25 protein-coding genes and 4 pseudogenes are annotated in these 26167 nt (G+C 55.8%); 14 read left to right on the top strand and 15 right to left on the bottom strand.

What is annotated here, in order from left to right; genetic code table 11:
* The 5 genes and pseudogenes from FEV53_RS16195 to FEV53_RS16215 form a co-directional block, all read right to left on the bottom strand.
* Positions 1-256: IS3 family transposase (locus FEV53_RS16195; protein WP_142835829.1), on the bottom strand; the 256-nt coding region annotated here is incomplete at its 3' end.
* A gap of 164 nt (positions 257-420) precedes the next feature.
* Positions 421-1555 (bottom strand): annotated as a pseudogene (locus tag FEV53_RS16200) (IS3 family transposase).
* An 18-nt stretch (positions 1556-1573) separates the two neighbouring features.
* The gene (locus FEV53_RS20970) at positions 1574-1738 is read right to left on the bottom strand and encodes a hypothetical protein (RefSeq protein ID WP_185962262.1); all 165 of its coding nucleotides are present in this window, start codon (positions 1736-1738) and stop codon (positions 1574-1576) included.
* A 127-nt stretch (positions 1739-1865) separates the two neighbouring features.
* A complete protein-coding gene (locus FEV53_RS16210) occupies positions 1866-2147 on the bottom strand; it encodes a helix-turn-helix domain-containing protein (protein WP_142835830.1) in 282 nt (93 codons plus the stop codon).
* A complete protein-coding gene (locus FEV53_RS16215; protein WP_221931640.1) occupies positions 2144-2446 on the bottom strand; it encodes a type II toxin-antitoxin system RelE/ParE family toxin in 303 nt (100 codons plus the stop codon). Before FEV53_RS16215 ends, FEV53_RS16210 begins: the two co-directional genes overlap by 4 nt.
* A 132-nt stretch (positions 2447-2578) precedes the next feature.
* Here FEV53_RS16215 and FEV53_RS16220 point away from each other — a divergent pair, with 132 nt between their 5' ends.
* Both FEV53_RS16220 and FEV53_RS16225 read left to right on the top strand, forming a co-directional pair.
* Positions 2579-3256 (top strand): ParA family protein, encoded by a 678-nt coding sequence (locus tag FEV53_RS16220; protein ID WP_142835831.1) that lies wholly within the window; start codon positions 2579-2581, stop codon positions 3254-3256.
* On the top strand, positions 3249-3566 hold the full coding sequence (locus tag FEV53_RS16225) for a stability/partitioning determinant (protein WP_142835832.1): 318 nt from the start codon (positions 3249-3251) through the stop codon (positions 3564-3566). Before FEV53_RS16220 ends, FEV53_RS16225 begins: the two co-directional genes overlap by 8 nt.
* Positions 3567-3574: 8 nt before the next feature.
* On the opposite strand, the gene FEV53_RS16230 is transcribed toward FEV53_RS16225, so the two are convergent.
* Both FEV53_RS16230 and FEV53_RS16235 read right to left on the bottom strand, forming a co-directional pair.
* Positions 3575-4606 (bottom strand): replication initiator protein A, encoded by a 1032-nt coding sequence (locus FEV53_RS16230; RefSeq protein ID WP_246100849.1) that lies wholly within the window; start codon positions 4604-4606, stop codon positions 3575-3577.
* A 409-nt stretch (positions 4607-5015) separates the two neighbouring features.
* On the bottom strand, positions 5016-5606 hold the full coding sequence (locus FEV53_RS16235; protein WP_142835833.1) for a hypothetical protein: 591 nt from the start codon (positions 5604-5606) through the stop codon (positions 5016-5018).
* Positions 5607-5660: 54 nt separating this feature from the next.
* Here FEV53_RS16235 and FEV53_RS16240 point away from each other — a divergent pair, with 54 nt between their 5' ends.
* Together FEV53_RS16240 and FEV53_RS16245 are read left to right on the top strand one after the other, a co-directional pair.
* Positions 5661-5894, top strand: a complete 234-nt coding sequence (locus FEV53_RS16240) for a hypothetical protein (RefSeq protein ID WP_142835834.1) — start codon at positions 5661-5663, stop codon at positions 5892-5894.
* A gap of 158 nt (positions 5895-6052) precedes the next feature.
* Positions 6053-6223: a hypothetical protein gene (locus FEV53_RS16245; RefSeq protein WP_185962267.1), complete on the top strand. Its 171-nt coding sequence runs from the start codon at positions 6053-6055 to the stop codon at positions 6221-6223.
* Between the two features lie 92 nt (positions 6224-6315).
* Here FEV53_RS16245 and FEV53_RS22160 read toward each other — a convergent pair.
* Positions 6316-6417: pseudogene (locus FEV53_RS22160) on the bottom strand (MobA/MobL family protein); the annotation flags it as partial.
* 15 nt (positions 6418-6432) lie between these two features.
* Complete coding sequence (locus FEV53_RS16255) at positions 6433-6663, bottom strand: hypothetical protein (RefSeq protein WP_142835835.1); 231 nt, start codon at positions 6661-6663, stop codon at positions 6433-6435.
* A 730-nt stretch (positions 6664-7393) separates the two neighbouring features.
* Between FEV53_RS16255 and FEV53_RS16260 the strand changes: the two genes are divergently transcribed.
* The 6 genes from FEV53_RS16260 to FEV53_RS16285 all read left to right on the top strand — a co-directional run bounded on the left by FEV53_RS16260 (position 7394) and on the right by FEV53_RS16285 (position 14252).
* Entirely contained in the window at positions 7394-8026 is a 633-nt protein-coding gene (locus tag FEV53_RS16260; protein ID WP_246100850.1) for a recombinase family protein, read from the top strand.
* Between the two features lie 188 nt (positions 8027-8214).
* Positions 8215-9255, top strand: a complete 1041-nt coding sequence (locus FEV53_RS16265) for a hypothetical protein (RefSeq protein WP_142835837.1) — start codon at positions 8215-8217, stop codon at positions 9253-9255.
* 5 nt (positions 9256-9260) lie between these two features.
* Positions 9261-10376 (top strand): hypothetical protein, encoded by a 1116-nt coding sequence (locus FEV53_RS16270; RefSeq protein ID WP_142835838.1) that lies wholly within the window; start codon positions 9261-9263, stop codon positions 10374-10376.
* Positions 10377-10380: 4 nt separating this feature from the next.
* On the top strand, positions 10381-11865 hold the full coding sequence (locus FEV53_RS16275) for a hypothetical protein (RefSeq protein WP_142835839.1): 1485 nt from the start codon (positions 10381-10383) through the stop codon (positions 11863-11865).
* Between the two features lie 6 nt (positions 11866-11871).
* Complete coding sequence (locus FEV53_RS16280) at positions 11872-13404, top strand: Hsp70 family protein (protein WP_142835840.1); 1533 nt, start codon at positions 11872-11874, stop codon at positions 13402-13404.
* Positions 13401-14252: a coiled-coil domain-containing protein gene (locus FEV53_RS16285; RefSeq protein ID WP_142835841.1), complete on the top strand. Its 852-nt coding sequence runs from the start codon at positions 13401-13403 to the stop codon at positions 14250-14252. The genes FEV53_RS16280 and FEV53_RS16285 overlap by 4 nt, the downstream gene beginning before the upstream one ends.
* Here FEV53_RS16285 and FEV53_RS16290 read toward each other — a convergent pair.
* Genes FEV53_RS16290 through FEV53_RS16300 form a run of 3 tightly spaced genes read right to left on the bottom strand, consistent with a single transcriptional unit; the run spans position 14215 to position 18736 of the window.
* A complete protein-coding gene (locus tag FEV53_RS16290; protein WP_142835842.1) occupies positions 14215-16794 on the bottom strand; it encodes an AAA family ATPase in 2580 nt (859 codons plus the stop codon). The genes FEV53_RS16285 and FEV53_RS16290 overlap by 38 nt on opposite strands.
* The gene (locus FEV53_RS16295) at positions 16791-18122 is read right to left on the bottom strand and encodes a coiled-coil domain-containing protein (RefSeq protein ID WP_142835843.1); all 1332 of its coding nucleotides are present in this window, start codon (positions 18120-18122) and stop codon (positions 16791-16793) included. The genes FEV53_RS16290 and FEV53_RS16295 overlap by 4 nt, the downstream gene beginning before the upstream one ends.
* Positions 18119-18736, bottom strand: coding sequence for a 4Fe-4S single cluster domain-containing protein (locus FEV53_RS16300; protein WP_142835844.1), 618 nt, complete (start codon positions 18734-18736; stop codon positions 18119-18121). The genes FEV53_RS16295 and FEV53_RS16300 overlap by 4 nt, the downstream gene beginning before the upstream one ends.
* A 379-nt stretch (positions 18737-19115) precedes the next feature.
* On the opposite strand from FEV53_RS16300, the pseudogene FEV53_RS16305 reads away from it, so the two are divergent.
* The 3 genes and pseudogenes from FEV53_RS16305 to FEV53_RS16315 form a co-directional block, all read left to right on the top strand.
* Positions 19116-19423: pseudogene (locus tag FEV53_RS16305) on the top strand (transposase); the annotation flags it as partial.
* 236 nt (positions 19424-19659) lie between these two features.
* Positions 19660-22587, top strand: a complete 2928-nt coding sequence (locus FEV53_RS16310; RefSeq protein ID WP_185962264.1) for a Tn3 family transposase — start codon at positions 19660-19662, stop codon at positions 22585-22587.
* 100 nt (positions 22588-22687) lie between these two features.
* A complete protein-coding gene (locus tag FEV53_RS16315; RefSeq protein WP_142835846.1) occupies positions 22688-23248 on the top strand; it encodes a recombinase family protein in 561 nt (186 codons plus the stop codon).
* 1321 nt (positions 23249-24569) lie between these two features.
* On the opposite strand, the gene FEV53_RS20975 is transcribed toward FEV53_RS16315, so the two are convergent.
* Together FEV53_RS20975 and FEV53_RS21930 are read right to left on the bottom strand one after the other, a co-directional pair.
* Complete coding sequence (locus FEV53_RS20975) at positions 24570-24737, bottom strand: hypothetical protein (RefSeq protein WP_185962265.1); 168 nt, start codon at positions 24735-24737, stop codon at positions 24570-24572.
* Positions 24734-24868, bottom strand: a complete 135-nt coding sequence (locus tag FEV53_RS21930; protein ID WP_281283545.1) for a hypothetical protein — start codon at positions 24866-24868, stop codon at positions 24734-24736. The genes FEV53_RS20975 and FEV53_RS21930 overlap by 4 nt, the downstream gene beginning before the upstream one ends.
* A 519-nt stretch (positions 24869-25387) precedes the next feature.
* On the opposite strand from FEV53_RS21930, the pseudogene FEV53_RS16325 reads away from it, so the two are divergent.
* Positions 25388-25784, top strand: a pseudogene (locus FEV53_RS16325) (transposase); the annotation flags it as partial.
* Positions 25785-25908: 124 nt separating this feature from the next.
* On the opposite strand, the gene FEV53_RS16330 reads toward FEV53_RS16325, so the two are convergent.
* Positions 25909-26167: integrase core domain-containing protein (locus FEV53_RS16330; protein WP_142835848.1), on the bottom strand; the 259-nt coding region annotated here is incomplete at its 5' end.

Below are 26167 nucleotides of genomic sequence, written 5' to 3' on the forward strand. Positions count from 1 at the left end.
GCCAAACCGTGTTCGGGGTGATACAATGAAATGCCTGCTGCAGCAGGTTGGGCGACGGTTTCAGCTTGTGATTGCTGTTCGTGGTCACCGGCTTGCGCGGCTTTCTCAGGCGGGCTGAGATCCTGTTTTCGCGCATTATTCTGGCCACGCGCCGCTCCGAGACGCGCTCCCCGTCAGCGCGCAGATCCCGGTGGATACGCTTGGACCCGTAGCGGTGTTTGCTGGCTTTGAAAAAATGACTGATCCGTTCCAGCAACGCCTTGTCCCGTGCGGATCGCCGCTCCCGACGGTCATCACGGTCCGCCTGTCGCGCAGTTGGTTCTATGAGTATCACGCCGGTCAAGATGTAGGCGACGAGAGAGGTGGTCCTAGTTTTTCGACCAGTTTGCCGCCGAAATAAGCTGTGGCATGGGTTTCATGTCAGGCGGCGGCTTTCAGTTTCAGGAGGTTGGTATCATAGGCCTCAGCCGGGGTCATCAGGCCGTGGGATGAGTGCGGGCGTTTTGGTTGTAGTAGCTGATCCAGGCTCCGATCCCAGCTCTTGCTTCCGAGCCGGTCTCATAGGCGTTCAGATAGACGCATTCGTATTTCAGAGATCGCCACAACCGCTCAATCATGCGGTTGTCGATCCAGCGGCCACGCCCATCCATGGATATCTTCACCTTCGCGTCTTTCAAAACGTCGGTAAAATCGGTGCTGGTGAACTGGCTGCCCTGATCGGAATTGAAAATCTCGGGCGGACCATAGGTGGCGAGGGCCTCTTTCAGCGCTTCAATGCAAAACCCTGCATCCATGGAGTTTGACAGCCGCCAACTCAGCTCTTTGCGGCTGTGCCAGTCCATGATTGCGCCCAGGTAGAGAAAACCGCGTTTCATTTTGATGTAGGTGATATCCGTGCACCAGACCTGACCCGGACGGGTGATGGCCAAGTCCTTGAGCAAGTATGGGTAGATCTTGTGCGCAGGGTGCTTTTGGCTGGTCTTGGGCTCCTGAAAAATCGGCACCAAACGCATGAGCCGCATCAGCCGCCTTACGCGATGACGGCCGCATTTGTGGCCTTCTCTCTGCATATGTCGCGCCATCTGCCGCGAGCCGTACCAAGGGGTTTCCAAGAACTGCTTGTCGATGAGCTCCATGAATTTCAGGTTCTCGGCACTTTCACCATGCGGGTAATAGTACAGCGTAGATCGGGTCAGCGACAGCAGCGTGCATTGCCGCCGGACGCTCAACTGGGAATGATCTGGCTTCACCGCTTTTTGCCTCCAGCGCCGAGGATGAGGCTGGAGGCTTCCGACAAAAAATCGCGTTCCACCACCAACTGACCGATCTTGGCGTGCAGTTTCTCGACCTCTTTCTGGGAAATCGGCGGCTCTTCATCGGACTTCACGCCAAACGATGAGGCCATGTTATCGATCGCAGTGCGTTTCCAGCTTGAGATCATGGTCGGATGGACGCCGTACTTCTTTGCCAGCTCGGCTGTCGTCAATTCCTCGCGTATCGCTTCCAAGGCAACCTTCGCCTTGAACTCAGCCGTGTAGCGCTTTCGTTTCGTCATCTCTTCGTAGGTCCTTCGTCAGTCGCCAGAGCTTAGCAACTGGTCCGAAATCCTGCGACCACCTCTAACCCGGGCGGTCGACCAGAAATCGCCACTCAACTCCGGCTGGTCAGAGAAGTCGATGTCCTTGTCATCCAGAGCAGCGAGTTCTTCAGCCGTCAGCGGTCTTTCATACTTCGACATGGTAAAGGGCCCTTTCTTTTCGTGAGGCCTGCCGCGCGGAGATCAGTCGCGTCCGCCCTGCCCTGTCGATGTGAACCACCGTCAGAAAATTGGCGAGCCTCGTTCAATTCGCTCAGTACGCTTCCGATCATGGCCTGTGCTCGAGGCTGATTGTTAGTCTGCTGCCGGTTGCTGTGGCATAACGCTTGAGAGCATCAATCGTGGGTTTGACAGCACCACTCTCTAGGCGCGCGACGTAGGATTGAGACGTCGCCATCTTCTCGGCAACTTCGCTTTGAGTCATGTTGGCGGCTGACCGAGCGCTGATGAGGGCGCTGGACAGCGAAAATTCTTCGGCTAGCGCGTCATACTCAGCTTTGTAAGTTTCGTCCTGCAGCCACTTTTTGTGCAGTTCGGTTGCTTTCGTCATGTGACCTCCTTAGCCCGTTTCAGAGCCAGATCAATCTCGCGGCGTGGGGTCTTCTGTGTTTTCTTGACGAAAACACGCAGGACGACGACGCGCTGAGGTTTCGCCGTGACGTAGATCGCGCGGGAGATGCCGTCCCTGCCCTTCATCCGGATTTCCCACAGACCGCTCTCAAGCGATTTGACGTAGGGCTCGCGGATATTCTGCAGGCCATGACTCTCGATCAGTTGTGCGATCCGTACGAATTTCGCACGCTGATCCGCCGGTAGCGCCTCGAGTTCGCTGTCTACGGTTTCGTTCAATGTCTCTATGATTCACATATACCGCATATGGTATATATGTTCAAGCCAGTCAAACACAGAGATAGTCACTATTGACAACATAGTAAATATATACTTCCTATAAAGCAAGTATAATTCGAATAGGTAGGCACTATGTCAGTAATCGTGCTAGCGAGCTCCAAAGGTGGCGTCGGAAAGTCCACGATTGCCTTGGTTCTTGCCCATGCGCTTGCTCATGCGGGTGGCAGCGTGGCGTTAATTGACGCGGATCCGAATTCGCCAATGGATGCCTGGGCGAAATTGTCTGGGGGAAACCTGCCGGAACGTTTTACGCTGAATGTCGGGGTGTCAGAGGACAGCATCATTGAAAAGATCGACGAAGCCTCTGAGCGCGACAGCTTTGTCATCGTCGATCTGGAAGGATCGGCCAACATGGCCGTATCTTATGCCATCGGACGCGCGGATCTTGTTTTGGTGCCGCTGCAAGGCAGTCAGCTTGATGCAAACGAGGCCGCAAAAGTGATCCGGCTGATTGAACGGGAAGCGCGCGCCTATCGTCGGAAAATTCCCTATGCGGCGATCCTGTCGCGCACCTCTTTTATCAAGCCGCGCACGGCCAAGCACATTGAATCCGAGATCCGGGGGGCCGGGATCGATATTCTGCCCGTCGAGATGACCGAACGAGACGCCTTCAAGGCGCTCTTTTCTTTCGGCGGGACTTTGTACGATCTGACATCCGAAGAGGTCAGCAGCCCGGATAAGGCCTGCGCTAATGCCGAAGCGCTGGCGCAGGCGGTAATCGATCATCTGAGGGGGTTGAAAGATGCGTGAGAGGGCAGGGCTCAATCTCGGGAATCTGGACGATTTCAAGCCTCAGAAACCGAAGCCAATCGAAAAGCAGCCAGCGGAGCAGGTGGCCCGCGAAGAAGGCTTTACCTCCCGCCAGCCCAAGGCTTTCCCGGAGGCCAAAATTGACGGGCGCTCCCTTCGGGCCACAGGTCGCAAAGCGCAACTCAACATGGCCGTGAAACCGGCGACGAAGGACCGGTTCTGGAGCATGGCACAAGCCCATGGGTTTACCGCTGGAGAAGAATTCCTGCTGGCGATGATGGAGGCCTTTGAGCACAAAGGCAGGGACTGACCCGCCTGCTATTTCCGGCGGTCTGCCCATGTGCGGCAAAAGCCCAAGAAGGCAGCCTCCGGGTTTTTGGGCGGCTCCCGGAGCCAGTTGCGCCATTCCTGTTCGATCACGTACACGTCCCATCCCGGCGCCAGCGCGCGCGCTGTTTCATAGATATCCGGGTCGAGAAGGGGAACCGTCACCTGTGGCTCGGCAACCGCCAGCGTCCCCTTGCTGCGGAACTCGACCTGATCGTCGTCCTCGATATAGAAGACCCCGTAGTCCGGCATATGGTCATGCAAACGATCTTCTTCTGCGATTTCTTTGACCATTCTGCGGAATTCGCGCGGCTTTGAGTTCGAGCCACATTTTTTCTGGAGCGTCCGAAGACCGATCCGCCAGGAGTCTTTCTTGCCAACATGCTTGCGGGCAATCTCATAGATCCGGCGCTCCAGCGGTTTGCGCAGCCGGAAGTAATCCCGGTGCAGCGTCAGCACCTCTTTTGACTCGATGGCGTTAAAAACCCAGTCCGAGAGCTTGATCTCGACTTCCTGCATCCGCCCGTCGCGGGTTTCCCGAACGACCTCTGCGCTTTCGATCAGGCCAAAGGTGCGGAAAATTTCCTTGCCCCCCGTCACGATATTCGTGCTTATCCGCGTCCCTGCGAGACGCTCCATCGCAGCCTTCAGCTGTGTGTAACCGGTTCCCGCCGTGTTCCGGTTGGTAGCGACCAGCATGTCATAGGCCTTGAAGCGGACCGTCTGTGAGATGCTGCGCCCCTCATTCATCCCATTAATCAGCTGGCTGATACAATAAATCAAAATATCTCGGTCATAGATCGTCGCGACCCCATCAACCGAAGGCTTGATCGCGATCTGTATGCCGTTACGCTCGTACTCCCTTATCCGAGTGTCAGGCTTGGTTGATAGTGAGAAAATCGGATGCTCCATCGACGCCATATCACCTTTGGGAGCGGCATCGAAGATATCACAGACAAAGAAATCCTGCTGTGGGTGGCGGTCCGGCAGAAGCGGCGGTCTTGTCTGTAGGTCCTTAACCACCAGATTTCCCTCGTACTATCACCCACATATACCATGAAGGGAGTTATTTATACTGAACGTTTCGTACTTTTACCCACGCTATCTATATTTATAACAAAACTTTCTTCCTTACTGTCAACATGATACCAAGAATATTAGCGATCTTCGAGGATTTTTCATCTAAGCGAGTATCGTACTATCACCCACGTTCTATCGTACTATCACCCACGTTCTATCGTACTATCACCCACGTTCGGTCTTGTAAGTGACTATTATCAAAAGACGAATCCGGCTTTTTTTCACCGTAACACTATATTTAACACCTATTTAACACAGGCGGGGCTGTGGATAAGTCGGCATTTCGGTGTTCGGGCGTGTCTCTCGTGGAGAGGTTTCCAGCTGAGAATGATCAGAGCCGGTTGGTCTGTTCCTACATTGAAGGACCGCTGAAGCCAGGGGATGACGGGGTCGGTTTGGGCTTTGGTGGTGACTGTTTCGCCTCATACTCATCGATGGTGTTATGAAGCGGAGCCTTCAGGTCCGGGTGATCCTTCAGGGCGTCTTCCAGTTGCTGCGCAGCTTCGCCATGGCCACCGGTCAAGGACAGCCAGATCGTCTCGAGAGGTTTGAGGCGTGGCAGGGCCTCGACGATACGTGTCTCCCAGCGATCGAGCATCTGGCGGATCGTCGCAGTGATCTCGTCTGCCGTGAGGCGCTGAAAGTATCGGCTTTCGAAATCCCGCTGAACATGGTCGGGGTCCAGTTCCCGGAACGCAGGGTGGGGCAATGACGGCCTGGCCGACGTCGGGTAGCGTTGAACCCGTTCCAGCTGAGGTTCGATGAAGTGTTTGACCTGCTTTTTTCGCCCCGCATCTTCATCAGCCTTGCGTTGTGCATCCCGAAAGGTTCGGCGTTCTTCCGCGTCGTCTGTGACGATGGCCCAGCCCGGTTGGCCATCATAGCCTTTGCCCTGTCTGCGCCAAAGATCGTCCTGTGCGACTTCAGGATCCGGGCGGTCCAAGTTGATGCCCCAGCGTCTGATCCGGCTGGCGATTTATGGATTTCGGCGCGCCCGTTGTACGAGGGGCAGGGTGCGTTCGGCGTATTCGGTGCGCAGCCGGTCCCGCGCGCTTTCCACCTCAGCGGCTCTGAGAGCTGCCTCACAGGCCTTGACCGCTTTTGGGATGTCACACCGGGCCTCGAGTTTCATCTGGCGCTCAGCGCGCCTTCTGGCGTCTCTGTGGGCCTGTTCCTCTTTGGCTTGCTGTTCCCAAACCGGGGCCATGCGGCGCTTGTCAGCGGTGAGTGAACGAGATCGCGGCCTGGGCCAACGCTCTTTTCGGAGCATTGTCTGATTTGGAGGTCAGTATCCTGAGGCGATTCCAAAGGGGATCAAGAGCGTGAGATGTCACCTCGAGTTTTCAACCGAAACCGACTAGATTGAAAAAGAACAGCAAGACGAGCGACATGGACATGACCGAAGCCGAAGTCAGACTTGCCGATGAGAAGATGCGCGCAGAGACCGCCAAGCTGCTGGCGGAAACCAAACAGATCAGCGTCAGCACATTCCTTGCGCCCTTCCTCGCAGCAGTCGGCGTCATTGGCGCAACAGCCGCCTTCGTGAAGATCTTTCTCTGATCGCTTTGCTGCCGCCACAAACGGCGGGCGGGCGGTTGAGAAAGGAGGGGGCGGGTGACGAGCCATGCAGCGAGCGCCCAGGTCAGATCAGCTCTCTGTACGGCGCTGAGCGCGTCGGGAAGGGCCACCAGCCACTCTTGGGCGACAACGCTGTTCTTGCGCGTCTCTGCGGCCTCTGCGGCGTCCCAGAGGGTGCTGCGGTCGGTAACTCAGCCGCAGCCGTCCGGCACGGCGGGGAATGTCTCCAGAACGCCGCCCTTGCGCCTGTTGTCACAGCTCGGCACGTCGACGCATTCAGGATGCTGCTCTTTGGCCTGATCGGCGACAACCGCCACGACGGAGCGGTGCTGGCGGATAAAATGCCGGTGCTGCGGCGCAGCAAAGTGTCCGGGCTTAAGACGGGTTTTCGTGTTCCGATACGACAGGAAAGATCCGGGCAATCTACAGTCGAAGTGACGACCAGTCAGAGCAACTCGGACCGATCCGGGGCAGGGTGGGTGTTGGGATTAACTCTCCGGGCTGTTCTCCAGATGCCGCAAAGAGCGCCCTGCTTTCCTCAAAGCCATGGTGGCCCCCTACGCGCTTGATGCGGGGTTTTCGTCATCGTCTCGTCTCCTTTCCCGCGAGGAAAAAACCTCGCAAACACCCGGGAGCGCCTCAGGAAAACCTGGGAAAGGACGACAAGGCCCGTTCAATCGCCGCTGCGGCTCCCGTTGATCTGGCGGGAACTTCGTCAGATCAAACCGTTAGAACGAGGTCAGATGGGGTCCATCGGCCCGGTGGGCCTCATGGGAGTTCCACACATAACGCAGCAAACTGCGGAAAGGTGGTAAAGCTATGATAATAATCAATAAAACACTTACGAAAATATTATGAACGGCCGTTCGTTTTATTTTGCTGAATTATTTCAGTGCCCTAAGTGTGTTTTTATAGGTCTGATCCGGCTGAAATGACGACCTTCCGTTTGAGCCTGCCAGCTCAGCCGGAAGGATGTCCGAAATCTATTATGGTTACTTTTCTGGAGGCGGCAGCTATCGATTATATGATTCAATATAAACAGATATTTAGGTTCACTTAGCGTGACCGTAAGTTATATGTTTGGACCTATATTTTTTGTCCGTTATATGTTACGGACAATATGCTCTTTTCCCAACTCATAGAGTTAAGCTCATGTCTGAGTACCACGAATGCTGTGACTATGTTTATATCCGGACAGACCCGGCCCCGCTTGATGGGACGGCGCCCCAAAAGAGCCTTTGGAAATCTGATCTGGCAAAGACCAGAGCACACCTCAAGAAAGCGCGAAACGAGGGATTCACCGTTCATCGACGCCGAACTGTTATCGAGCGTGTTGGTCCTGCGGTGGCGGCGTCGGGGCGTCCGAAGTTTGTCAAGTTGCTCCGCAAGCTGAGACCATACACGGGATTGGTTGTCTGGCATATCGATGCGTTGGGACGGGATGCGGGGGATATTCTCAAAACAATCCGCGCGGTGAATGCTCGAGGGGCCGAGGTCTACTGTATGGCGGTTTCAGACGACGAGCTGTCCATAGCTCCGGGTTTTGAAGAGACCATGAAAGAGCTGGCGCTGCTTGAGCGGAGTGTGGACAAGTGGCGGCGCGCTGCGGACCGTTCAGGACGTGGTGTTGCGGGTGGTCGCGTCGGGCGGCCTCCGTCACTTGACGAAGCCGCACAGGCCAAGGTGCGTGCAGGCTTGCAAGCCGGTGAAACCGTGTCAGATCTCGCGCGCCATCATAATACATCGCGGCAGACCATTCTGCGGATACGTGACGCCGAGAAATGACCGTACACGCTACCACATTGACTCGTGAGAAACCGATAAACGGCTTTATGTGAAGCTGCGGCGGGGCAGGGGGCAAAGCTTCACTGAGCTACCAGAAATTTCGCCGCCTTTGAAAACCACAAAGGGTAGACAAAAATGCATTAAGATTCAAAACTCAACCTTGGTCAAATTTATGCCTGAGGTGCCTAGTGTCATCGCGCATTCTGAACGTAATTTATTTTATCCTCGTCATCGCGTTCGCGGGAACCAGCACATATCTCTCCTACTTTGGATTCTATCGGAATTTTGAGGAACTTGCCTGGGTCTTTGCTGGATCGATTGGCCTTTGGCTTGTTGGTGCAAATCTCGTGATCCAGCGTAACCGCCTCGCAGGTCGGGGGGTCCTGTCGGGGCTCGTGATGCTGATGTTCGGGGCATTCTTCAGCTTCGTTAGTAATTTCAACTATCTTTATACCAACGCTATGGAGCGCGACGTGGCCGTCGAAACCGTGGCAAGTGCACATGATACCTTTAAGGGTAACCTGATCACCGCACGGCGTGCACTTGAGCGGACTGATGTGTTGGAGCAGGAACGGGAGTTACGCACAAGATTTGAACGCGAACTGAGCCGTCTGCGTGCGCAAGTGCTCGATCCCCTCAATCCAGGAGTGGGACCTGAGGCTCGTGGACACATCGCCGTTATCGAAGGACTTTTGGGTGGGCGCATGACCAATTTGGCCGCGCCCCGTTCTGGACAGTCCATCGGTATCTACGAAGCATGGTTCGAAAACTTCCGCCGCAACGCCGTGGCGGATTTTGAACGCAGTGTCGCCGATAAGGGCGGCACGAAGGTTGAGGCCGTAATCTCTGACATCAACCGTCTACTTGAGCGTTACAGTATACCGCCTGACGGCGCCGCGGCGGAAGACTTGGACACGATCCGCGCGTATTCCACCCAAACCCTGAATATCGAGTTGCGTGCGAATGAACTGCTTTCGGGTGAGAACCGAGTCACGCTGAAATCCATTGACTTCATGGACGGGCGTCTGGGCGAGATTGAATTCTCCATGTACAACGGCTTTGTCGAACGGCCGAATTTCGGCGCCACGATCCTGTCCGCGGTCATCGCCTTGGCCGTGGACCTGTTCCCCCTGGTTTTCGCACTTTTCGCATTTCATGGACCGCGGACGCCTCGTTTCCATGAACCGCAACCGCCTCGCCGGCGCAGTAGCCGAAATAACCTAGGGTAAATGATATGAGTGGCAAAGATCCATCGAACAAGAAGGACTACTCGATCGACACAGGAAATGGCGGCGAAAATCCCGGCTTCTCGGAAACTCAAGGACCAATCCCCTTCGATCGCCGCCAAGGGGATCAAGGTCCTATCCCGGGGCAACGCCGCGTTCGCTCCGAAGACCCCGAGCCACCCGAACAACCAAACGCCCGCGGTCGGGACAAGACTGTCGGCAACCTGCCCCCGGTATCCGAGATCGGTCAGCGCACCGGCAACTACATGCTCAGTTACGGCTATCCGAGAGCTGGTAAGAGCACGTTTCAGTCACACCTCTTGCGCTGGATCACACAAGGGGGCGAGTTTTCGCTGAACGTAGCCAAGAACGATAGCAACGACGCCTCGCGAATTGCATTCAACGAATGGATGCGGCTGTGGGACGCCAACCGTTTTCCTGAGTCAACCGAACGCGGCATGACCAAGGTGGTCGAACTACGCTTTCGGGCTACGCCAGTGTCGGGACGCAAGAAGCCGCTTGAATTCAACATCCTAGAAATGTCCGGCGAAGATCAGCGTCGGGTTCTGCCGGAAGCCGGCCGGCCCAGCGAAATGATGGAGCCGGTGCGCGAATATCTGTCTAATCGCAAGATCAACTTTCTCCTGGTTCTGCTGCTGGACCCGGCCCGGGATGGCAGTGAAAACGATATCCTATTTCTAACTTTACTCGACTACCTTGATGCCAATTTCCCAGGGCTTTCCGAACGCATGTCCCTCTTGCTCTTGTTGTCCAAGCCGGACACCGCCCTGGCCAAAATGAGATCGGATCGCCGCGCATCAACAGAATTCCACGATCTGAATGTCACCGACCGCATGACTCCCGAGCACGTCAATTTCTACTTCGACACATACACACCAGCCACGATCTCAAGACTGGCGAACTGGCCCGGCAAGTGGGCGACCGCGAAACTCCGGGTCGGTAGCCTGCCACGGACGCAGGGCGGAGCCAGCGAGACCTATTCTGATGTCGACTTCGATGATGCTAAACGGGTCTTTGATTGGATCTTTGAGGCATTCACTGGCGCACCGCCAGGCAAACGCCTGCCAACTTGGCTCGACAAAATGCTCAGAGATCCGGAGTAGGCGGGTGACGGATTTCACCGATGTCGTAGTGTTTGGGACTCAGGACGGGCATTTTGCCGAAGGCACCGGGTTGCTCGGACGGGCTCGAGAGTTCGAAGACACCTTCGAATTCCGGGGGGTGCTGAGGTCAGAAACCGTATTCCGCTTCGGCTCGGTTAGCTATTTCCGCCGCGTCCTTGCCAGCGCCGGTTACGCCTACAATTTGATAGGCGCGCTGGTTCCGGTGTTGGACCGGGCTGACAGCAAAGGTTTTCTGGGCGTCGGTTTGTTATTCCCGGACAACGCTGCGGCAGCTGACGACATGACTGCGGCGTGTCAACAGGCGCTCGACACGCTCTGTGTCATCCGCGAACGACACGTGGACGAAAATGGGAAACTGTCGCAGGACTTCGATCCGCGCATGTTCCTACCTGGGTCTTCAAACTCACCACTGGATGAGCTGTCGCTGTCTAGCTCGGAAGAAATCGACGTCTACCTTTTTGACGACGAAAAGAAGGTGCCGCCGGGTGATGCGCTATACATGCTGCAAAGCTCGGAACGCTTCCTTCATACCATGGTGCTTCTGACCGACAGCCCGTCAAGGAATGTGCCTGAAATGTCCCTTGGCATGCTGCGCGAGTTTCATGACGAACTGGAGCGCGAGCGAATGCGTCGTCGCGAAGAAGAAGCACGTCGAGAAGAACAGGCGCGCAAGGAGGAAGTAAGACGGGAAGAAGCACGGCGCGCCCGGGAAGTACGTCTTGCCGAGGAACGACGCGTGCAGGAGGCGCGAGCGCGCGCCAAGGCCGCAGCAGCTGACCAGCGTGCGCGATCTTCCCGCGATGGATTCCTCGAAGAACGCGTTCACGAGCTCGAGCGCATCGTGGAAGATATTTCTGACCGTCTACACACGCTTGAACGTGACGCCGGTTACGATCCCGACCAGTTCCAATCCCGTGCTGCTCCTGCGCAGGTAGACGGGTTTCGTGAAGCGCCACAGGATGATGGTTTCGCGCTGGGAAGCGGCAGTGGGCTCGGCGGTGCGCGGGCATTCGCCATGGACGACCGCCCGTTCTGGGTCGTCTTTACGAACAGCCAGACGATCATCGTTGCGTCTCTCGCGTTAGCGGGCATGCTACTTATCGGCGCAGTGGTCTACGTGCTGATGTCCGGGGGATGGCGCGGAGGAGCCGCAGACCTTTCGCCCGCAGGCTTGTCAGATATCCGCCAAAACTCAGTAGAAGTGCCGGACCCCAGTGCGGATGAAACAGCGCATTTCTGTAAAGGCTACCGAGCCATCAACGACGCGATTCAGATGGAATCGGTCGCGGCGTCGGTCAATTACTTTCTTTTTTGCCAAGAGGGGTCGGGACCGAACCTGCCCGCTGGATGCCTGGATAACCCTTCGATATCTGAAGCTTCCGTCGAATTGGAGGCTCTAGGAATCGACGACGTTGCGACACTGAGCGCTCATTTCTACGAGAGCTTTGATTTGTGCGAGTTTGAATGAGCGCCCATGGTTTCGGTTGGTATCGATTTCGGAACTACGAACAGCATCCTCGCGTATTTCGAGGACGACCGCCCACGGGTCCACATTCCCAGCACCGGAGCCGGCGCTCCGCAAATCCGCTCTGCGGTGGTCTTGTCCAACCAAGACGCTCGCGCAACAATTGGTTCGGCAGCGCTCCTGAAACGCAGACGCGGCGGCGTCCGGCTGATCGACCGATTTAAGCTGAAGATCGGGCTCGTCTCTGAGGCCGAGGTCGCGGCGAAGACCTTCCTCGACACTATGATTGACAACTTCAAGGCCGACCGCGGCGTTCCCGATATCGAAAGCCTGGTGATCACGGTACCAGATCAATGGCTGCGCGAGGGAGGGCAGGTCTCGTATCAATCCCTCATACGAATCTGCGCGTCGCTCAGACTACCGATCAAAAAAGTCCTCAGCGAACCGGTCTCCGCGGTCTCTTATGTGTCCTACGAGTTGGCCAAGGCAGGCACGCCCTTTTCAGGGCACGCACTTGTGTACGACCACGGGGGTGGAACGCTGGATCTATCGCTCGTGCGCGTGGACAATACCCAAATCACCACCATCGATGGCGGAGGAGTTGGTCCCGGTGAGACCGCGCCAGGCGTGGGCGGTGTAGACTACGACGCCGCTGTCTTGGCGCATTTAAAGAAGTTAGGTGCGGTTGCCCGGGACCTCGACGCCACCGCCCAGGCGGACTGGCTGGCCACGTTCGAAGAATGCAAGATTTCGTTGGGCGGTGAAATTGACGACGCATTGACGGCCTATTTAGACTTCGAGCGCGCAGACGATCTTGACCAGCCCATTTTTGATGTACACGGGGCCGACATCCGGCCGTCTACGCTCGTCACGGTCTTCGACGCCGCCATCGCGCCGCCCATCGAGAAAGAGATTGCGGCCTTTCGTTCCAAACACGCTCAGATTGTCGGCCATGACGCGGTGCGGATCGTTATGGTCGGTGGCTTCAGCAATTTCTGCCTAGTGCGCCGTCTGGTCGAACGAACTTTTGAGTGTTCTGGCCCGGCTGATCCACGCTTCCAAACTGGTTTGGGGAAGACGGGCCGGTCCTTTGCCGTCGCCCTAGGCGCCTGCCTTTATGCCGCCGACGAAACCCGGATCTTCGAAAGCTGCCCAGTGGACCTGGCGATTTGGATGCTTGACGAAAACCGCCAACGGGTTCTGGTTCCACTCCTGCGTCGCGGTCAACCCATCTCAGAAGACGGCACGCCCCACTTCCCTGACATAGGCATTGTCGCGCCAGATCGCGCCGGCTTGCACACGACGCGCCTGCAATTGGTCATCAATCATGGTGCGAACGAAAAAGAGCTGACCACAGAGTTCTCTGCTGCCGACGCAATGCCCAACCTCGACCGTGCAGCACGATGGCGGATCGGCGCTCTGGTAGACGAAAAGCTTTGCGCGCACATTGTCTTCGAAACCGACGACCACGAACGCGCCAGGCAAAAAATGTCGATCGGTGATCTGATGGTGCGGAATAGGAACAGGACCAAGCTACAATGAGCGACCAGATCGATACCTACTTGGACAACGTTGGGGATCTCGACGCACCTGCCCGAACTTCTGCCGTATTCGAGGCCATCGAACGCTTGCTCAATTCTATTTCATACTCCGAAGAAGGCCCAAAGCGGACCATGTCGGCCCATACTGCGCGGTTCGCTCGCGCGGTTCAGACAAGTCTGGCCGCTGCGCACGCCACCCTGTCGGTCGATCCAAAGGTGCCGGCGCAACTGATCGATGAAATCCAGTCGGTAAGGGCTGAACTGGCGGAAGAGGCCTCACGAATTGAGCGCCTTGAGACCGCGCTTGTCGAGGAAGGCAAGCGGCGAGACGAGCTCTCGAAGAAATCTGCGGAACTCAACGAAAAACTGTCCGTCCGCCAAAGTGCCGAGAGCGATTTGGCCAAAGCTCAGGCCAAGGTGCAAATGCTTGAAACGGAATTCAAAGCATTGAAATCGCAATTCGCAGGCGCTAACGCAGATTTCGAAGTCAAACTGCGTGCTGACTATGTTGACGCAATGGATCGAGTGGCCTCGGTTCAGTCGGATTTTTTGACCCGACTGAAAGATTTTGAGGCGCTCTTGCATGACGCTGCCCGCCAGATCCGCCTGCATCTAGACGACAACACTGAAATCGTCGGTGCAATGACCGCTTCAGGTGCCTACACCGATTCCAGCATCGCTTCGGTGGTCGATTGTCTCTCCCAGATCGAAGCAGATATGAAACGTGCCGAGGCCATGTTGGCTGACATGGTCCGCGCGAAAGAGCAGGAACAGGCTATGGGCCTCCCAACAGCCGAGGCGCAAGCCTCCCTCATTGTCGAAGATGGACAGGTAGATCGGTCAGAATAATCTGGTGCGGATCCACGCTGTCATCGGCGATGAACCGATCGTCCAGCGACACCATCATCGCCTTGACCAGATTTCGCGCGCTTCGCCCGTTTGCAAACGCCTCGCCCTCCGCTTCGATCAATCGCCGCGCTACTTCCACCAACATGGCGTCCAGGTCTGCTGCCAGCGTCCGGTTCGAAGACGCAACAAAGAGACGGATAATCTCAGCGGTCTCAACGGGAGTATAGTTCGCAAAGGCGATGCGCGTACCAATCCGGCTATCCCAGCCCGGATCCTGCGCGAACAGGCGATTCATCGGCTCACTGTACCCAGCGAGGATAACGCAAAGCCGGTGTCGATTGTTTTCGATCCGGTTGGTCAGTGTGCCGATCGCTTCTTTTCCATAAGGGTCGCGTTCATCTGTCGCCAGATTGTGCGCCTCGTCGATGAACAACACGCCATCTAGTGCCCGATTGACGATTTCGTCGACCTGGATAGCGGTCTGTCCTTGATATCCCGCAACCAGCTTTTGGCGATCAGCTTCTTCGACGTGACCGGACTTTAGCAAGCCGATATTCCGGAAGATCTGTCCCATCAGGCGCGCGGCTGTGGTCTTGCCTGTCCCGGGCGCGCCCTCAAAACTGAAGTGCCCCGGTCCCTCTGGGATGGCCTCACCGCGCTTCTTTGCCGCTTGTACCATCGTGACCAGTCCGGCGACGCGGGTTTTCAATTCATCCAATCCGACAAGTCCGTTCAGTTCGTCCAAGGCCGCGGCCAGCGCATCTTCACCTCGATTGCTGCGTCCTGTCGCCTTAAGATAGGGGCGCTGCGGCTCCGGTACATGGTCGAGGAGTAGTACGCCTCCATTGCGGCGCGCAGGCTTTTGCATCTCTTCGATCAGCTTGCGCACCGAGCCGCCATTGGCAAAGGCGGGCTTTGCCTCGCGCGCGTAAATCCAATTGTCGAACAGATCTTCGATGACAGCATCCAGCGCGTCGTCCAATACGAGGTTTCGCTCCTTGGCCATCCCCCGAAAGATCTCTGCAGACTCAGCGCCAGAGTAGTCCTCTAACACGATCTTCTGGGTGATCCGCCGCTCTAGGCCCGGGTCAAAATTGAGAAAAGCGTCGAAATGCTCGGGATAAGTGGCGAAGATGACTGACACCTCGCCACGCCGGTTTTCGAGATAAGTTAACAGTTGCTTGACGACGGTTCGGTGAAACTGGTTGTCTGGCTCGAAATTCTGTACCTCGTCGATGAAGATCGTGCCGCCAATAGCGCTGTCCAGAAGCGCAGTCGCTTTCTCCTCGCTTTGTCCCAAGTAACCAGCTACGAAATCGCTGGCTTTTGCCTCGATGAAATGTCCTGAGGGCAAAAGCCCAGCCTCTTTGAAGGCCTGCCCGAAAAGACGCGCAATAACTGTCTTCCCGGTACCGGGCCTGCCGACCAACGCGTAGTTCAAATCGATTGGGTGTGGCGGAGCAGTAGGTTTGCGCGATACGAGGCGGGCCACTGTATTGTCGGGTTGAGCAGCACGTGCAGGTAACGCCGATTGCGATAAGATGTATCGCGCGTCCTCGATATCGTTGTGCAGTCGGTCAGAAACTGCCCAGCGGCCATGCATACGGCCCAATTCCTCCAGCGCATCCGATGTATTGGGCGCCACGGTCCAATTCCATTCGCCTATATGTTCAAAGTTGGCAAAAACGCTCATCGACCGGATATCCGGGATCTCGTGGTTCGCAGCCGTCGCGCTACGTATCTCTGACATTAGCGCGTCCAAGTTTGAGTCGAGCACATCGAAATTGGTCGCCAGCCCCTCCTGCAACCGTAATCGTCGCTGTAGGTTCAGCAACTCGTCCTTCTCCGGTGGGCCTATGCGCAGCACATTGTCTCGCGGTGTGCCCGTCGCTAGAAAGAGGTGATCACGCAGCGAATGAAAAAAGTGTTGAGCGTTGTCGTCGGCCGCACGAAAGGCCGCAGGCCCAGCGTGCGCGCTAACAAAGACACATATCGCATTGCGAACGCGGCTCCGCGCAAAATCGCGCAGAAACGATTGCAGATTGCGCAGCGAGGATTGATCAACCCCGCTTAACAGAAAATCGGCGTCAGTAAATACAATGGCCCGACGCCCGTTCCGCTGCCGCAGAAAACCACGCAAATAGGCGGGCAGATCAGCGTCCGACAGACGCGTGACCTGTCGCGAACTCCCGTGCCGGTCGTCTGGAGTCACGGGAGTGCGGGGGGTTGAAGAAGTGTCCACGGTGCGCCGAGTCAGCCTGGTGCGGCCCATTGGTCCGTCCACCAGACGCGATGGGCGAGCTGGCGCGGAAGCCTCGGGTGCCGGGTCGCCTGCTGGTCCCTCCGTGACGGTCAGATTGACTTCCCGGATCCCGTCATTGGTGTAGTGGAAGGCAACCTGATCGAACCCAAGCGCTCGGAGATGTTCCTCGATAGCCGTCTCCAGCGTGACGATCCGTGTATCACCCAGCACGAATTCGTCATCGGTCAGCCCGCACAACAGATAGATCGGTGCGCGGACGCCGAAAGGATGTGTGTTCATCGTGTGTTGTCTGGTGCAGGTAACGGCTGCCGAAGCCGTTCGAAATCGCGCATCTTTGCATCGCCCGGCTGCCCGACACTGTTGTCCATGCAGCGGAAACCTTCGACCTCCACGCCCTGATGCTGCATCGCCGCCTGCATCTCCCTCAGTCGCGCGGCACGCAGCCGTTCGTCGTTGTCTCGGTCGAAAAAGTTGACTTCTACAACCGACGACATGCCACCATCTGCGGTTTCGTTCGGCGTGATTGACACGACGATCTCTTCCTGCGCTTCGTTTTTCATCTTCAGATGAAGGCCGCGGCGAAAATCTTCCCCTTCGTAGCTGTTGTCGTCCAGTTGCCAGATCGTGCCCTCGAAGCTCTCTAGCACGGCCTCTCCGATATCGCGCCTGTGCTGCGATTGGATCAGCCGCTCCCGTGCTAACGCGACGGTAGCCACGATCTCACCTTCCAATTCGATCAGTTCTGTCTCAAGTCGCTCCAGATCTTCTGCGCTAAGATCTGTCGCGTTGGACAACTGCGCGGCAATATCTTCATGCGCTGCCTTCAACTCGCTTAGACGGCCCCAGGACCAGAAATCGACCTCCGCCGCCACGTCCGACTGCTGATCCTCACCGAACTGGTAGCGCGCCTCATTGGCGGCGGCGATATCGCCGGCCACTCTCTCAGACTGGCGCAGTGCCAGCTCCAGACGCGCCGACCACAGGGCCTGACGTTCTGCGATCTTCACGCGTAGTTCCTGGTAGTCGTAATACCGCTCTTGTGCGCCGCTAAATGCCGCTTGGTGCTGGCCCAGCGAAATTGCGTTGCGCGCGTCCTCCAGCCGTGCCTCCAAGGACGCCAGTTCGCCCGGCGCGAACCGTTCTGTATCTGCGTCCTTTGCCAGCAGCGCCATCAGCTTTGCAACATCGGACACACGCTGTTCAGCGTAGTAGCGTTGGGTTTCCTTGTCCGCCGTAATCTCGTCCCGTATATCCTCCAGCTGCGCCGAAACTTCGGCGCGATGCTCGTTCAGCGCTTGAGCGAAAGCGCGGGACTGCGCCTCAAAGTTCTCGAACATTTCATCACGGAGGGTGTTCAGGCGTTCGTTCTGCTGCAGCTCGACATGGCGGATCGAATCTGAAAGAGACACTAGGCCCTGTCTGTATTCGCGCTGCATCGAGTCCTGCGAGCGCCGGAATTCGGCCTGCATCGCCCGGTTCTTGGCGCGTTCCTTTTCGGCCTGCCGCCGCGCTGCTGCCGCCGCATTGTCAGCCCGGCGCACATTTGTCCGAAGCTGGTTATATGCATTTGAGCTTATCGTAACGTTCGAACACTTTCGGCCGCTCAAATCGGATCCTCCGTATCTGGTGCAAGGCGGTCCCAGACAAGTTCCGCAGCCTGATCGGGAACGCCTACCAGCATCTTACCTGTCATTCCCTCCACGAGCTCGAATTTAGATCGTTCGTATCCAAAGATCTCTTGGACGTGGCCTCGATATCGCTGAGTTAGAAAATGGAACTTCTGATTGTCGCTGCCGCGCAGTCCAAACAGACTGCGTTTCTTGATTTCAAATTGTCCGTCAACCAACAGATCGATCCGTGACAACGCGCTCGAAATTGAGGGTTCCCTCTTGGCACGTCGGCGCAGCGAGTTTAAAGTGTAGCCGCTAAAAACGATCGTTCCTAGTCGGAGCTCACGCGCGCCCCCAAGTATTTCGGCCAAAGCCTTCGACTGTGCGAACGGCTCGCCACCGCTAATCGTAATGCCGTCATGCTTCCCGGCAGTTCGGATCCAGTCCAACAGGTCCTCGACGGTCGTTTCGACCCCCCCGCCTGCGGGCAGAGTGTCGGGCGCGACGCATCCAACACAAGAAAAGGGACATCCCTGGAACCAGATGCCCACCCTTCGGCCCGGGCCGAGGCGCGAAATACCCTCCGCATATTCGTACAGTCGCAGCTTCACAACAGACTATATCCGCATAAATATCGATGGGTTAGGATAACGCATGACATGAAGCAAAGAAACTGTTAAGTGACCGCGCTGAGCGAGCTATCACCTTATGTATTCAGCATATACTGAGAGCCTTTATGACCTCCAGAATGCGCTAGCCCTTGTGGCCATGTACGGCGCGGCAGGTGGCGTGGCACTAATGGTAATTGGGCGATTGATGCAACCGCTTTCCCATGCGCTTGGATACCGCACAACGCGTACCGGCATGCAAGCTGTCATCGCATGTGTCGTTCTTTTAGCCGCACACTTTGTGATGATAGAGTTTGGAGTAGCCCCCTGAAAGTGGTCCAGCAACTGGGATAGTTTTGTCCCGCAAATTGGAGGATCAGCGATGGCTGGGAAACGAGAGAAGCCCGAAGAGATTGTATCGAAGCTTCGGCAAGTTGAAGTTCTGCAAGGTCAAGGGATGACGATAGCGGAGGCGGTGCGGCAGATCGGTGTGACGCAACAGACGTTCTACCGATGGCGGAAATTGTACGGCGGGATGGGGCGGTCTCAGCTCAAGCGTCTGAAGCAGCTTGAGAAGGAGAACCAACGGCTGCGGCGGGCGGTGTCTGATCTGACGTTGGACAAGCTCATTCTGACGGAAGCAGCGAAGGGAAACTTCTGAGCCCTTCGCGTCGTCGTAAATGCATCGATGGGTCCGTCGGCATAAAGGAACACGGGGTCCCGCAGGGATTTTCGTAGGCATATGATTTGTTGTGCCTTTTTCGCTGTTGGGACCCCCTGATCTGGACGGATTGTCAGGCCGCTGATTTCGGCCCGGTACGCACGAAGGGGGTCAAAACGGCAAGATTTTGGTTATGTATGATTTAGGTTGACGAGTCCCAATGTTCCTTATGTATGCTCCGTAAATGTATTTCTTTGGAGCGGATATGGAACAACTGTGGTCAGCAGAGGCGCTGCGGGCGCATTGGGTTCTGTCTCCGGAAGAATTAGAGTTACTCAAAAGAATGTCGCTCCGGCGTGGCCTGGTCCTTGGGTATTACCTGAAGTCGTTCCAGCGTTACGCGCGGTTCCCCCGGCTTTCGGATCCTGTGCCAGAAGCGGTTGCCGATTTTTTGGGAGAACAGCTTGGATATCGGGGTCCTCTTCCATCGCACGTGCCAGATCGCACCGACCGTCACTATCGTCGATTGGTTTCGCACCATTTGCGCCTCCGACGCTTTGATCGTGCGGCGTCTGGTGAGTTTGTGGAATGGTTTATGGCCGAGGTGCTGCCGAGCGCACCGCAGGTATCAGCGTTTGATGAGCGCATGACAGCTTGGTTTCTGGCCAACCGTTTCATCCGACCAGATCAATCGCGCCTGGACAAGCTGGTGGCACAATCGGAACGTCAGTTCGATCACAGGCAATACGCCACGATTTCAGGGCGGCTGGCGTTGGCGCACAAACACGCCTTGGATGCTTTGCTGACGACCGATGAGGCCGCATCGCGATTTGCGCAGCTTGCGCGAGGTCCAGCCGGGGCAAGCGTACAGGCCGTTCAGGATGCTGTGGCGCGGCTGGAGATGGTTCGTGCCATCGGCCTCCCGACACATCTCATGGAGGGTGTTCACCCAGACCATATCGCCGGCCTGGCGCGTCGGGCCGCCAGCGAAGATGCTTGGGACATGCGCCGCCGTCCCGAGGTTGTACGGCATGCCCTGCTCAGTTGCTTTTGCGCAATCAGAGCCACGGAATTGACTGATGATCTGGGGGATCTGGTGATCAGCATCATCCACAAGATTTCCGCGCGCGCTGAAAGTAAGGTCATCAAGGAATACGTCGCTGATTTCCGCAAGGCGGAAAGCAAAGACACGGTTCTGGGCAAGATCGTGCTCGCGGTGGATGGGCAACCGGAAGGTGACATCCCGCAGGTCATCTACCCGGTCGTCTCGCGCGAGACGATCCGTGAACTGGCGCAAAGCTACCAGGCGGACACGCCCTCATTCACGACCCGCGTGCATCATACAATCCGCCGCTCTTATGCGCGGCATTACCGACGCGTCCTGCCGGTAATCTTGAGAGCACTGACGTTTCGGACCAGCAGCGCCAGTGCGGAGCCGCTGTTGGAAGCCCTTGCTATATTGACCGAGCCATCGGATCGGAAGTCCCAGTTTTACGCTGAGAGTGAGGTGCCGTTCGACGGTGTCATCCGCCCGAAATGGCGCGACATTGTCCTTGAGATGGGCCCCGGAGGCGTGAGCCGCGTCAATCGGATCAACTACGAGATATGCGTTCTGCAAACTCTGCGCGACAAACTGCGGACAAAGGAAATCTGGATAGAGGGCGCGAAGCAATATTGCGATCCGGACCAAGATCTGCCGCCCGATTTTGATACGCGCCGCGAGCACTACTGCGATCTGCTTGATCAACCCCAGAGTGCGGCTCAGTTTGTTCAGGCGTTGCGGAACAGCATGAAAGAGGGCCTGATCGCCTTCGATCAAGGCTTTCCGGCCAATAAGGACGTCACATTCAAGTCCCGGGCCGGAGGCACGCGCCTTTCCTTGCGTCCCTTGAGCCCACAGACTGATCCTGTGGGGCTGGAAGACCTGAAGGCAGAGCTTGCCCGACGCTGGCCGATGACCAGCCTTCTGGATGTGCTGAAGGAAGTCGATCTGCGCACGGAGTTCACGCCACTGTTCCGTGCGGCGGGATCTCGGCAGACCTTGCCGCAAGAAGAGGTCTCCCGGCGTCTCTTGCTCGCCCTGTTCGGGATCGGGACGAATATCGGGCTCAAGGCCATCGCGGCGGGACCCCATAAGGTCAGCTACAAGGAACTGCTCTACATCCGACAACGCTTCATTCACAAAACAGCACTTCAGGATGCAACCCGGCGGATTGCAGATGCCACCTACCGCATTCGAAGCGCTGATATCTGGGGAGATGCTGGCACGAGCTGCGCCTCGGATTCCACACAACTGGCATCCTGGGACCAGAACCTGATGACGGAATGGCACCAGCGCTACGGCGGGCGTGGGGTGATGATCTACTGGCATGTCGACAAGCAGGCCACCTGCGTCCACTCACAGCTGAAACAAGTCTCGTCTTCCGAGGTGGCATCCATGATTGAGGGCGTGCTGCACCACGGCACGGACTTGGATATCGACCGCCAGTTTGTGGATACTCACGGACAAAGCGTCGTGGGATTTGCGTTCTGCCACCTTCTTGGCTTCGACCTGATGCCACGCCTGAAAGGTATCGCCAGCCAAAAAATCGCCCGCGCAGACAAGCAGGCCGACCACCGTTTCGCCAATATCGAGCCGATTTGCACGGCCCGACCCATCGACTGGGATCTGATCGCGCGGCATTACGATGAGATGATCCGCCTTGCGAGTGCCCTCAAGCTGCGGACAGCCGATGCGGAGACCATCCTACGCCGCTTCACACGGGGTCAAACGCACCCGGTGTTCTCGGCCCTGCTGGAACTGGGCAAGGCCGTCAAAACGATCTTCCTATGCCGGTATCTCGGCAACGCGGAGCTACGCCGCGAGATCCATTCCGGCCTCAATGTCATAGAGCGCTGGAACGGCGTGAATGACTTCATCTTCTACGGTAATGGCAATGAGCTGGTATCCAACCGTCGTGACGATCATGAAATATCCGTTCTCTCCCTTCACCTGCTGCAAGCGGCGATGGTCTACGTGAACACGCTCATGATCCAGCAGGTGCTTCGTGAGCGCTCCTGGCGCGAAAAGATGACCAACCGCGACATGGCAGCGCTGAACCCGCTGCCGCACGGCCACTTCAATCCATATGGCGTCTTTGATCTCGATATGGATGCGCGCCTGCCCCTCGAAGAGATGAGGATGGCAGCATGATACGTTCCGTAACTTATAATAAACGGAACCCATTTTTCCGGTCGCAAAAACAAAACCTTACGAAATCCGTAATTCTGTTCCGTATCAGAAGCCCAAAACCATGCTGATCGGGTACGCAAGGGTTTCGACGACCGGCCAGAACCTCGAAAGCCAGATCGAGCACCTTCAGGCCGAGGGCTGCGAGACGATCTTCCAGGAAAAAATCACCGGTTTTGACCGGCGTCGTCCGCAGCTCGAAAAGATGCTGGGCACACTGCAATCTGGCGACACGTTGCTCGTCACCAGCCTGGATCGCCTTGCGCGTTCAACCCATGATCTCTTCGCAATCACGCAGAAAATCGAAGCCGCTGAGGCATCGTTCCGCTCGCTCCGAGAACCTTGGGCCGACACCACAAGCTCTATGGGGAAGTTCTTACTTACTGTTTTCGCGGGACTTTCAGAACTCGAGCGCAACATCATCAATGAACGCACCGAGGAAGGGCGGGCCTCCGCCAAAAAGCGGGGCGTCAAGTTCGGGCGCAAGCTCAAACTCACCCCCCACCAACAGGATCAGGTCCGCACCATGCTCAAAGACGGCCAATCCATCCGCGCCATCGCACGCCACTTCAACGTCGGCGTCGCTACAATCGACCGCATCAAGCGGAAAACGCAGACTTCATGAAAATCTTGCCGTTTTGGAGGCCTTCGTGCGTACAGGGCCAAGTATGTTTCCAATACCCTCTACCTCGCGACTTCCTTTAGGGGTTCTATTGCGGTGATACGCTGCTAAAGCATTATCATACAACATTTTCAACGATCTGATTTCCCTGTGAAATTCATCAGAGTTACGCGGAGATGGTGGCATTTGCGCCATTGCTTTTCCGTTTGGATTCTTTATGGAAAGTCCGTTCCACAATTTCGGCATTTGCTAGAGTAACTTGGACTACTAGAGGATCTAATATTTGGGTTACTACAGCATGACACTCCTGAACTTTTTCCTCCTGATCTGGAAATAACTTTAAAAATCAGGAAAATTACAATCGCTCCAATTATGAACTCCACACGCCCCTCCAGTGCTCTCAAAATCTAGATTTCTACATGCCAACGGATAGAGGCATGCACTTTCATACTCCTAAGCCCTCTATTCTACGTCAATCCTTTTCAGGAATGCGCCTTCAAAAAACTCGAGCCAGTTAAGTACTTCGCCTCCTTCCGAGTAGACACACAATTAGTGAGTGAGGCTTTAGCCTACTAAAGTCTTAGCCAAATATACTTACTATTTTTACAAAAGCGGTATCGAATGAAACATATTATCTGGATATCCACCACAATTTTGACAGTTATGATCTGGACCGACTTGATAATAGTCAGCAATAAATATTTTTTTATGACATAACATTGGCACGCCTCCGCATTCCATACAGTGCCCAACCGACACCCCTTGATAGTGGGCTCCAATAGGAGCTCGTTTAAGGGATACACCGCAGCGCGGACAATCTTTTATGAATGAAAAAGACGTTGGTGAAACCATGTGGATCTCCCATCAGAAAAGTAAAATTTGAAATTGATCACTTCTTGTCTAGGATTTTTTTACCGAATCTTTTGTTTGATTTACCGCAGTTGTCGTTGGTCTGGGATTATTCTCTGTCTGTTGACCTGAGCTCGTATTTTTTGTGTTAATAGAAGACGACATTTTTAATACCCGTTGTATTTTTGATTCACAGATCACATTTATCATATAAAACATCGGGCTAGCAAGATGAGCAAAAGTCTCTACTAGTACCCTCCCAAACCATGCTTTTTAAGCCATCCATTTAACAGGTCAGTATATCTTTTATTTTCTGCAGCATATCTCTCACGCTCTTGTGGCGTTCGAGCATTCTGCATATCCTGATATGACTCTTTTACAGCATTTTCTAGCTGTCGACCGTGTTGACGATCACCTTCCGTCATAGACGACATTTATAACTCCCTTGAATATAGTAATGTGTGGATATCTAACTTCATATACAGTCTCGAGCAGCTTTTGCCTCGCTCCATTTTTGCGCAGCCAACTGTTCACTTGTTTCCGCCGCAGACTTATTTCCACGAGCTCGATGAGCTGCAGCCTCTTGCTCATATTTCCGAGCATACCCTTCAAGTTTTTCTGCCACTTCAACCCAATCCGTCATTTTTTTCCTTTCAAAATATCATCTACTTTTTCATTTACACTTTTCTCAACGGGCTTATTTTCTGTGGTCCGTGAGGTGTTACGTTCTACAGAACCCTCACCTGACTCCTTGCCCTGACGATCAATAGACATCGGCTTTTTCCCTTATCTTCCTCGCGCCAACTCGTACGCTTCTCTTTCTAATCGTCTATTCTCGGATACTTGCTGTTCATAACCTTTAGCCAGTTCATACTGTCCTTTTGCTCTGAGTTCCTTCGCAAAACTTTCTTGCTTTTCGGCTTCTCTAGCGAAAGTTCGAGCACTGTCTTCATAACTCCCCACAGTTCCTTACTGAACTCCATAATAAGCGATAACTAGCCGAGTGTTCCGCGTTCAGTATTGTATGTCAAGAATCTACTTCCCTCTGATACCTGACCGCCCCCACATGGTTGTGACAGGTGCGATAACTCTATGCCCCCATCGCGCTCTCGGAATGGTCCCGGAAGTGCTCCGCCGCCTGATTTCCGCTCAGCTTTCCTTGGGCCAATTGCTCCATCATTTCGGCGTGTTCGACACCCTGTGCCACGCGCAACAGTTGGCCGGGTAATCCCCCCCGATCTTAGTGGGATGCGGAAGTAGAATTTTCTCGGCAGGATGAACGAGGAGATTCCGATGAAGAAGACACGATTCACAGAGGCCCAGATCATGGCTGTGCTGCGGCAGATGGAGGGCGGTGTGCCTGCCGCCGAGCTGTGCCGCGAGCACGGGATGAGCAGCGCCACGCTATACAAGTGGCGGGCGAAGTATGGCGGCATGGATGCCAGCCTCATCAGCGAGAGCGAGCCTTGTCCGCCATTGGTCCGAGGACAACGGCAAGCGCGATGGCTGAGGAAAACCGGCGCCTGAAACGCATGTACGCCGATGTCAGCATGCAGAACGACCTGCTGAAGGAGGCGCTCGGAAAAAAATGACACGGCCAGCTCAACGCCGAGAGTTGGCCGTGAAAGCGGTGGCGAAGAAGGGCGCCAGCATTGCGCTGGCATGCCGGGCGTTCGAGGTCAGTGAGACGTGAACTTCGTCCCTGTCACCGGACAGCGGGGTACTTTACCCCTGTCCATGAGAGGAGCACGAGATGGGACGACATCGACGGAAGTGATCTTCGTCCCTGTTTCCGGACAGTGTGATTGTTGACGCTACGCGGCGATTTTCCAACTCATTTCTTCGAAAGCCTGCGCTGGCGTCTGGTAGCCTATGGCTGAATGCCGTCGCTGGCGGTTGTAGAAGACCTCGATGTATTCGAAGATCGCGGCCCTGGCCTGTTCTCGGGTTCTGAACCGATGGCGATGGACCAGCTCCTTTTTCAGCGAAGAAAAGAAGCTCTCCATCGGGGCGTTATCGAGGCACTGACCCCTGCGGCTCATGGATTGCTCCAGCTTGGCGTGGCGGATGATC

This window comes from Palleronia caenipelagi (assembly GCF_007004065.1).
GTDB lineage: Bacteria > Pseudomonadota > Alphaproteobacteria > Rhodobacterales > Rhodobacteraceae > Palleronia > Palleronia caenipelagi.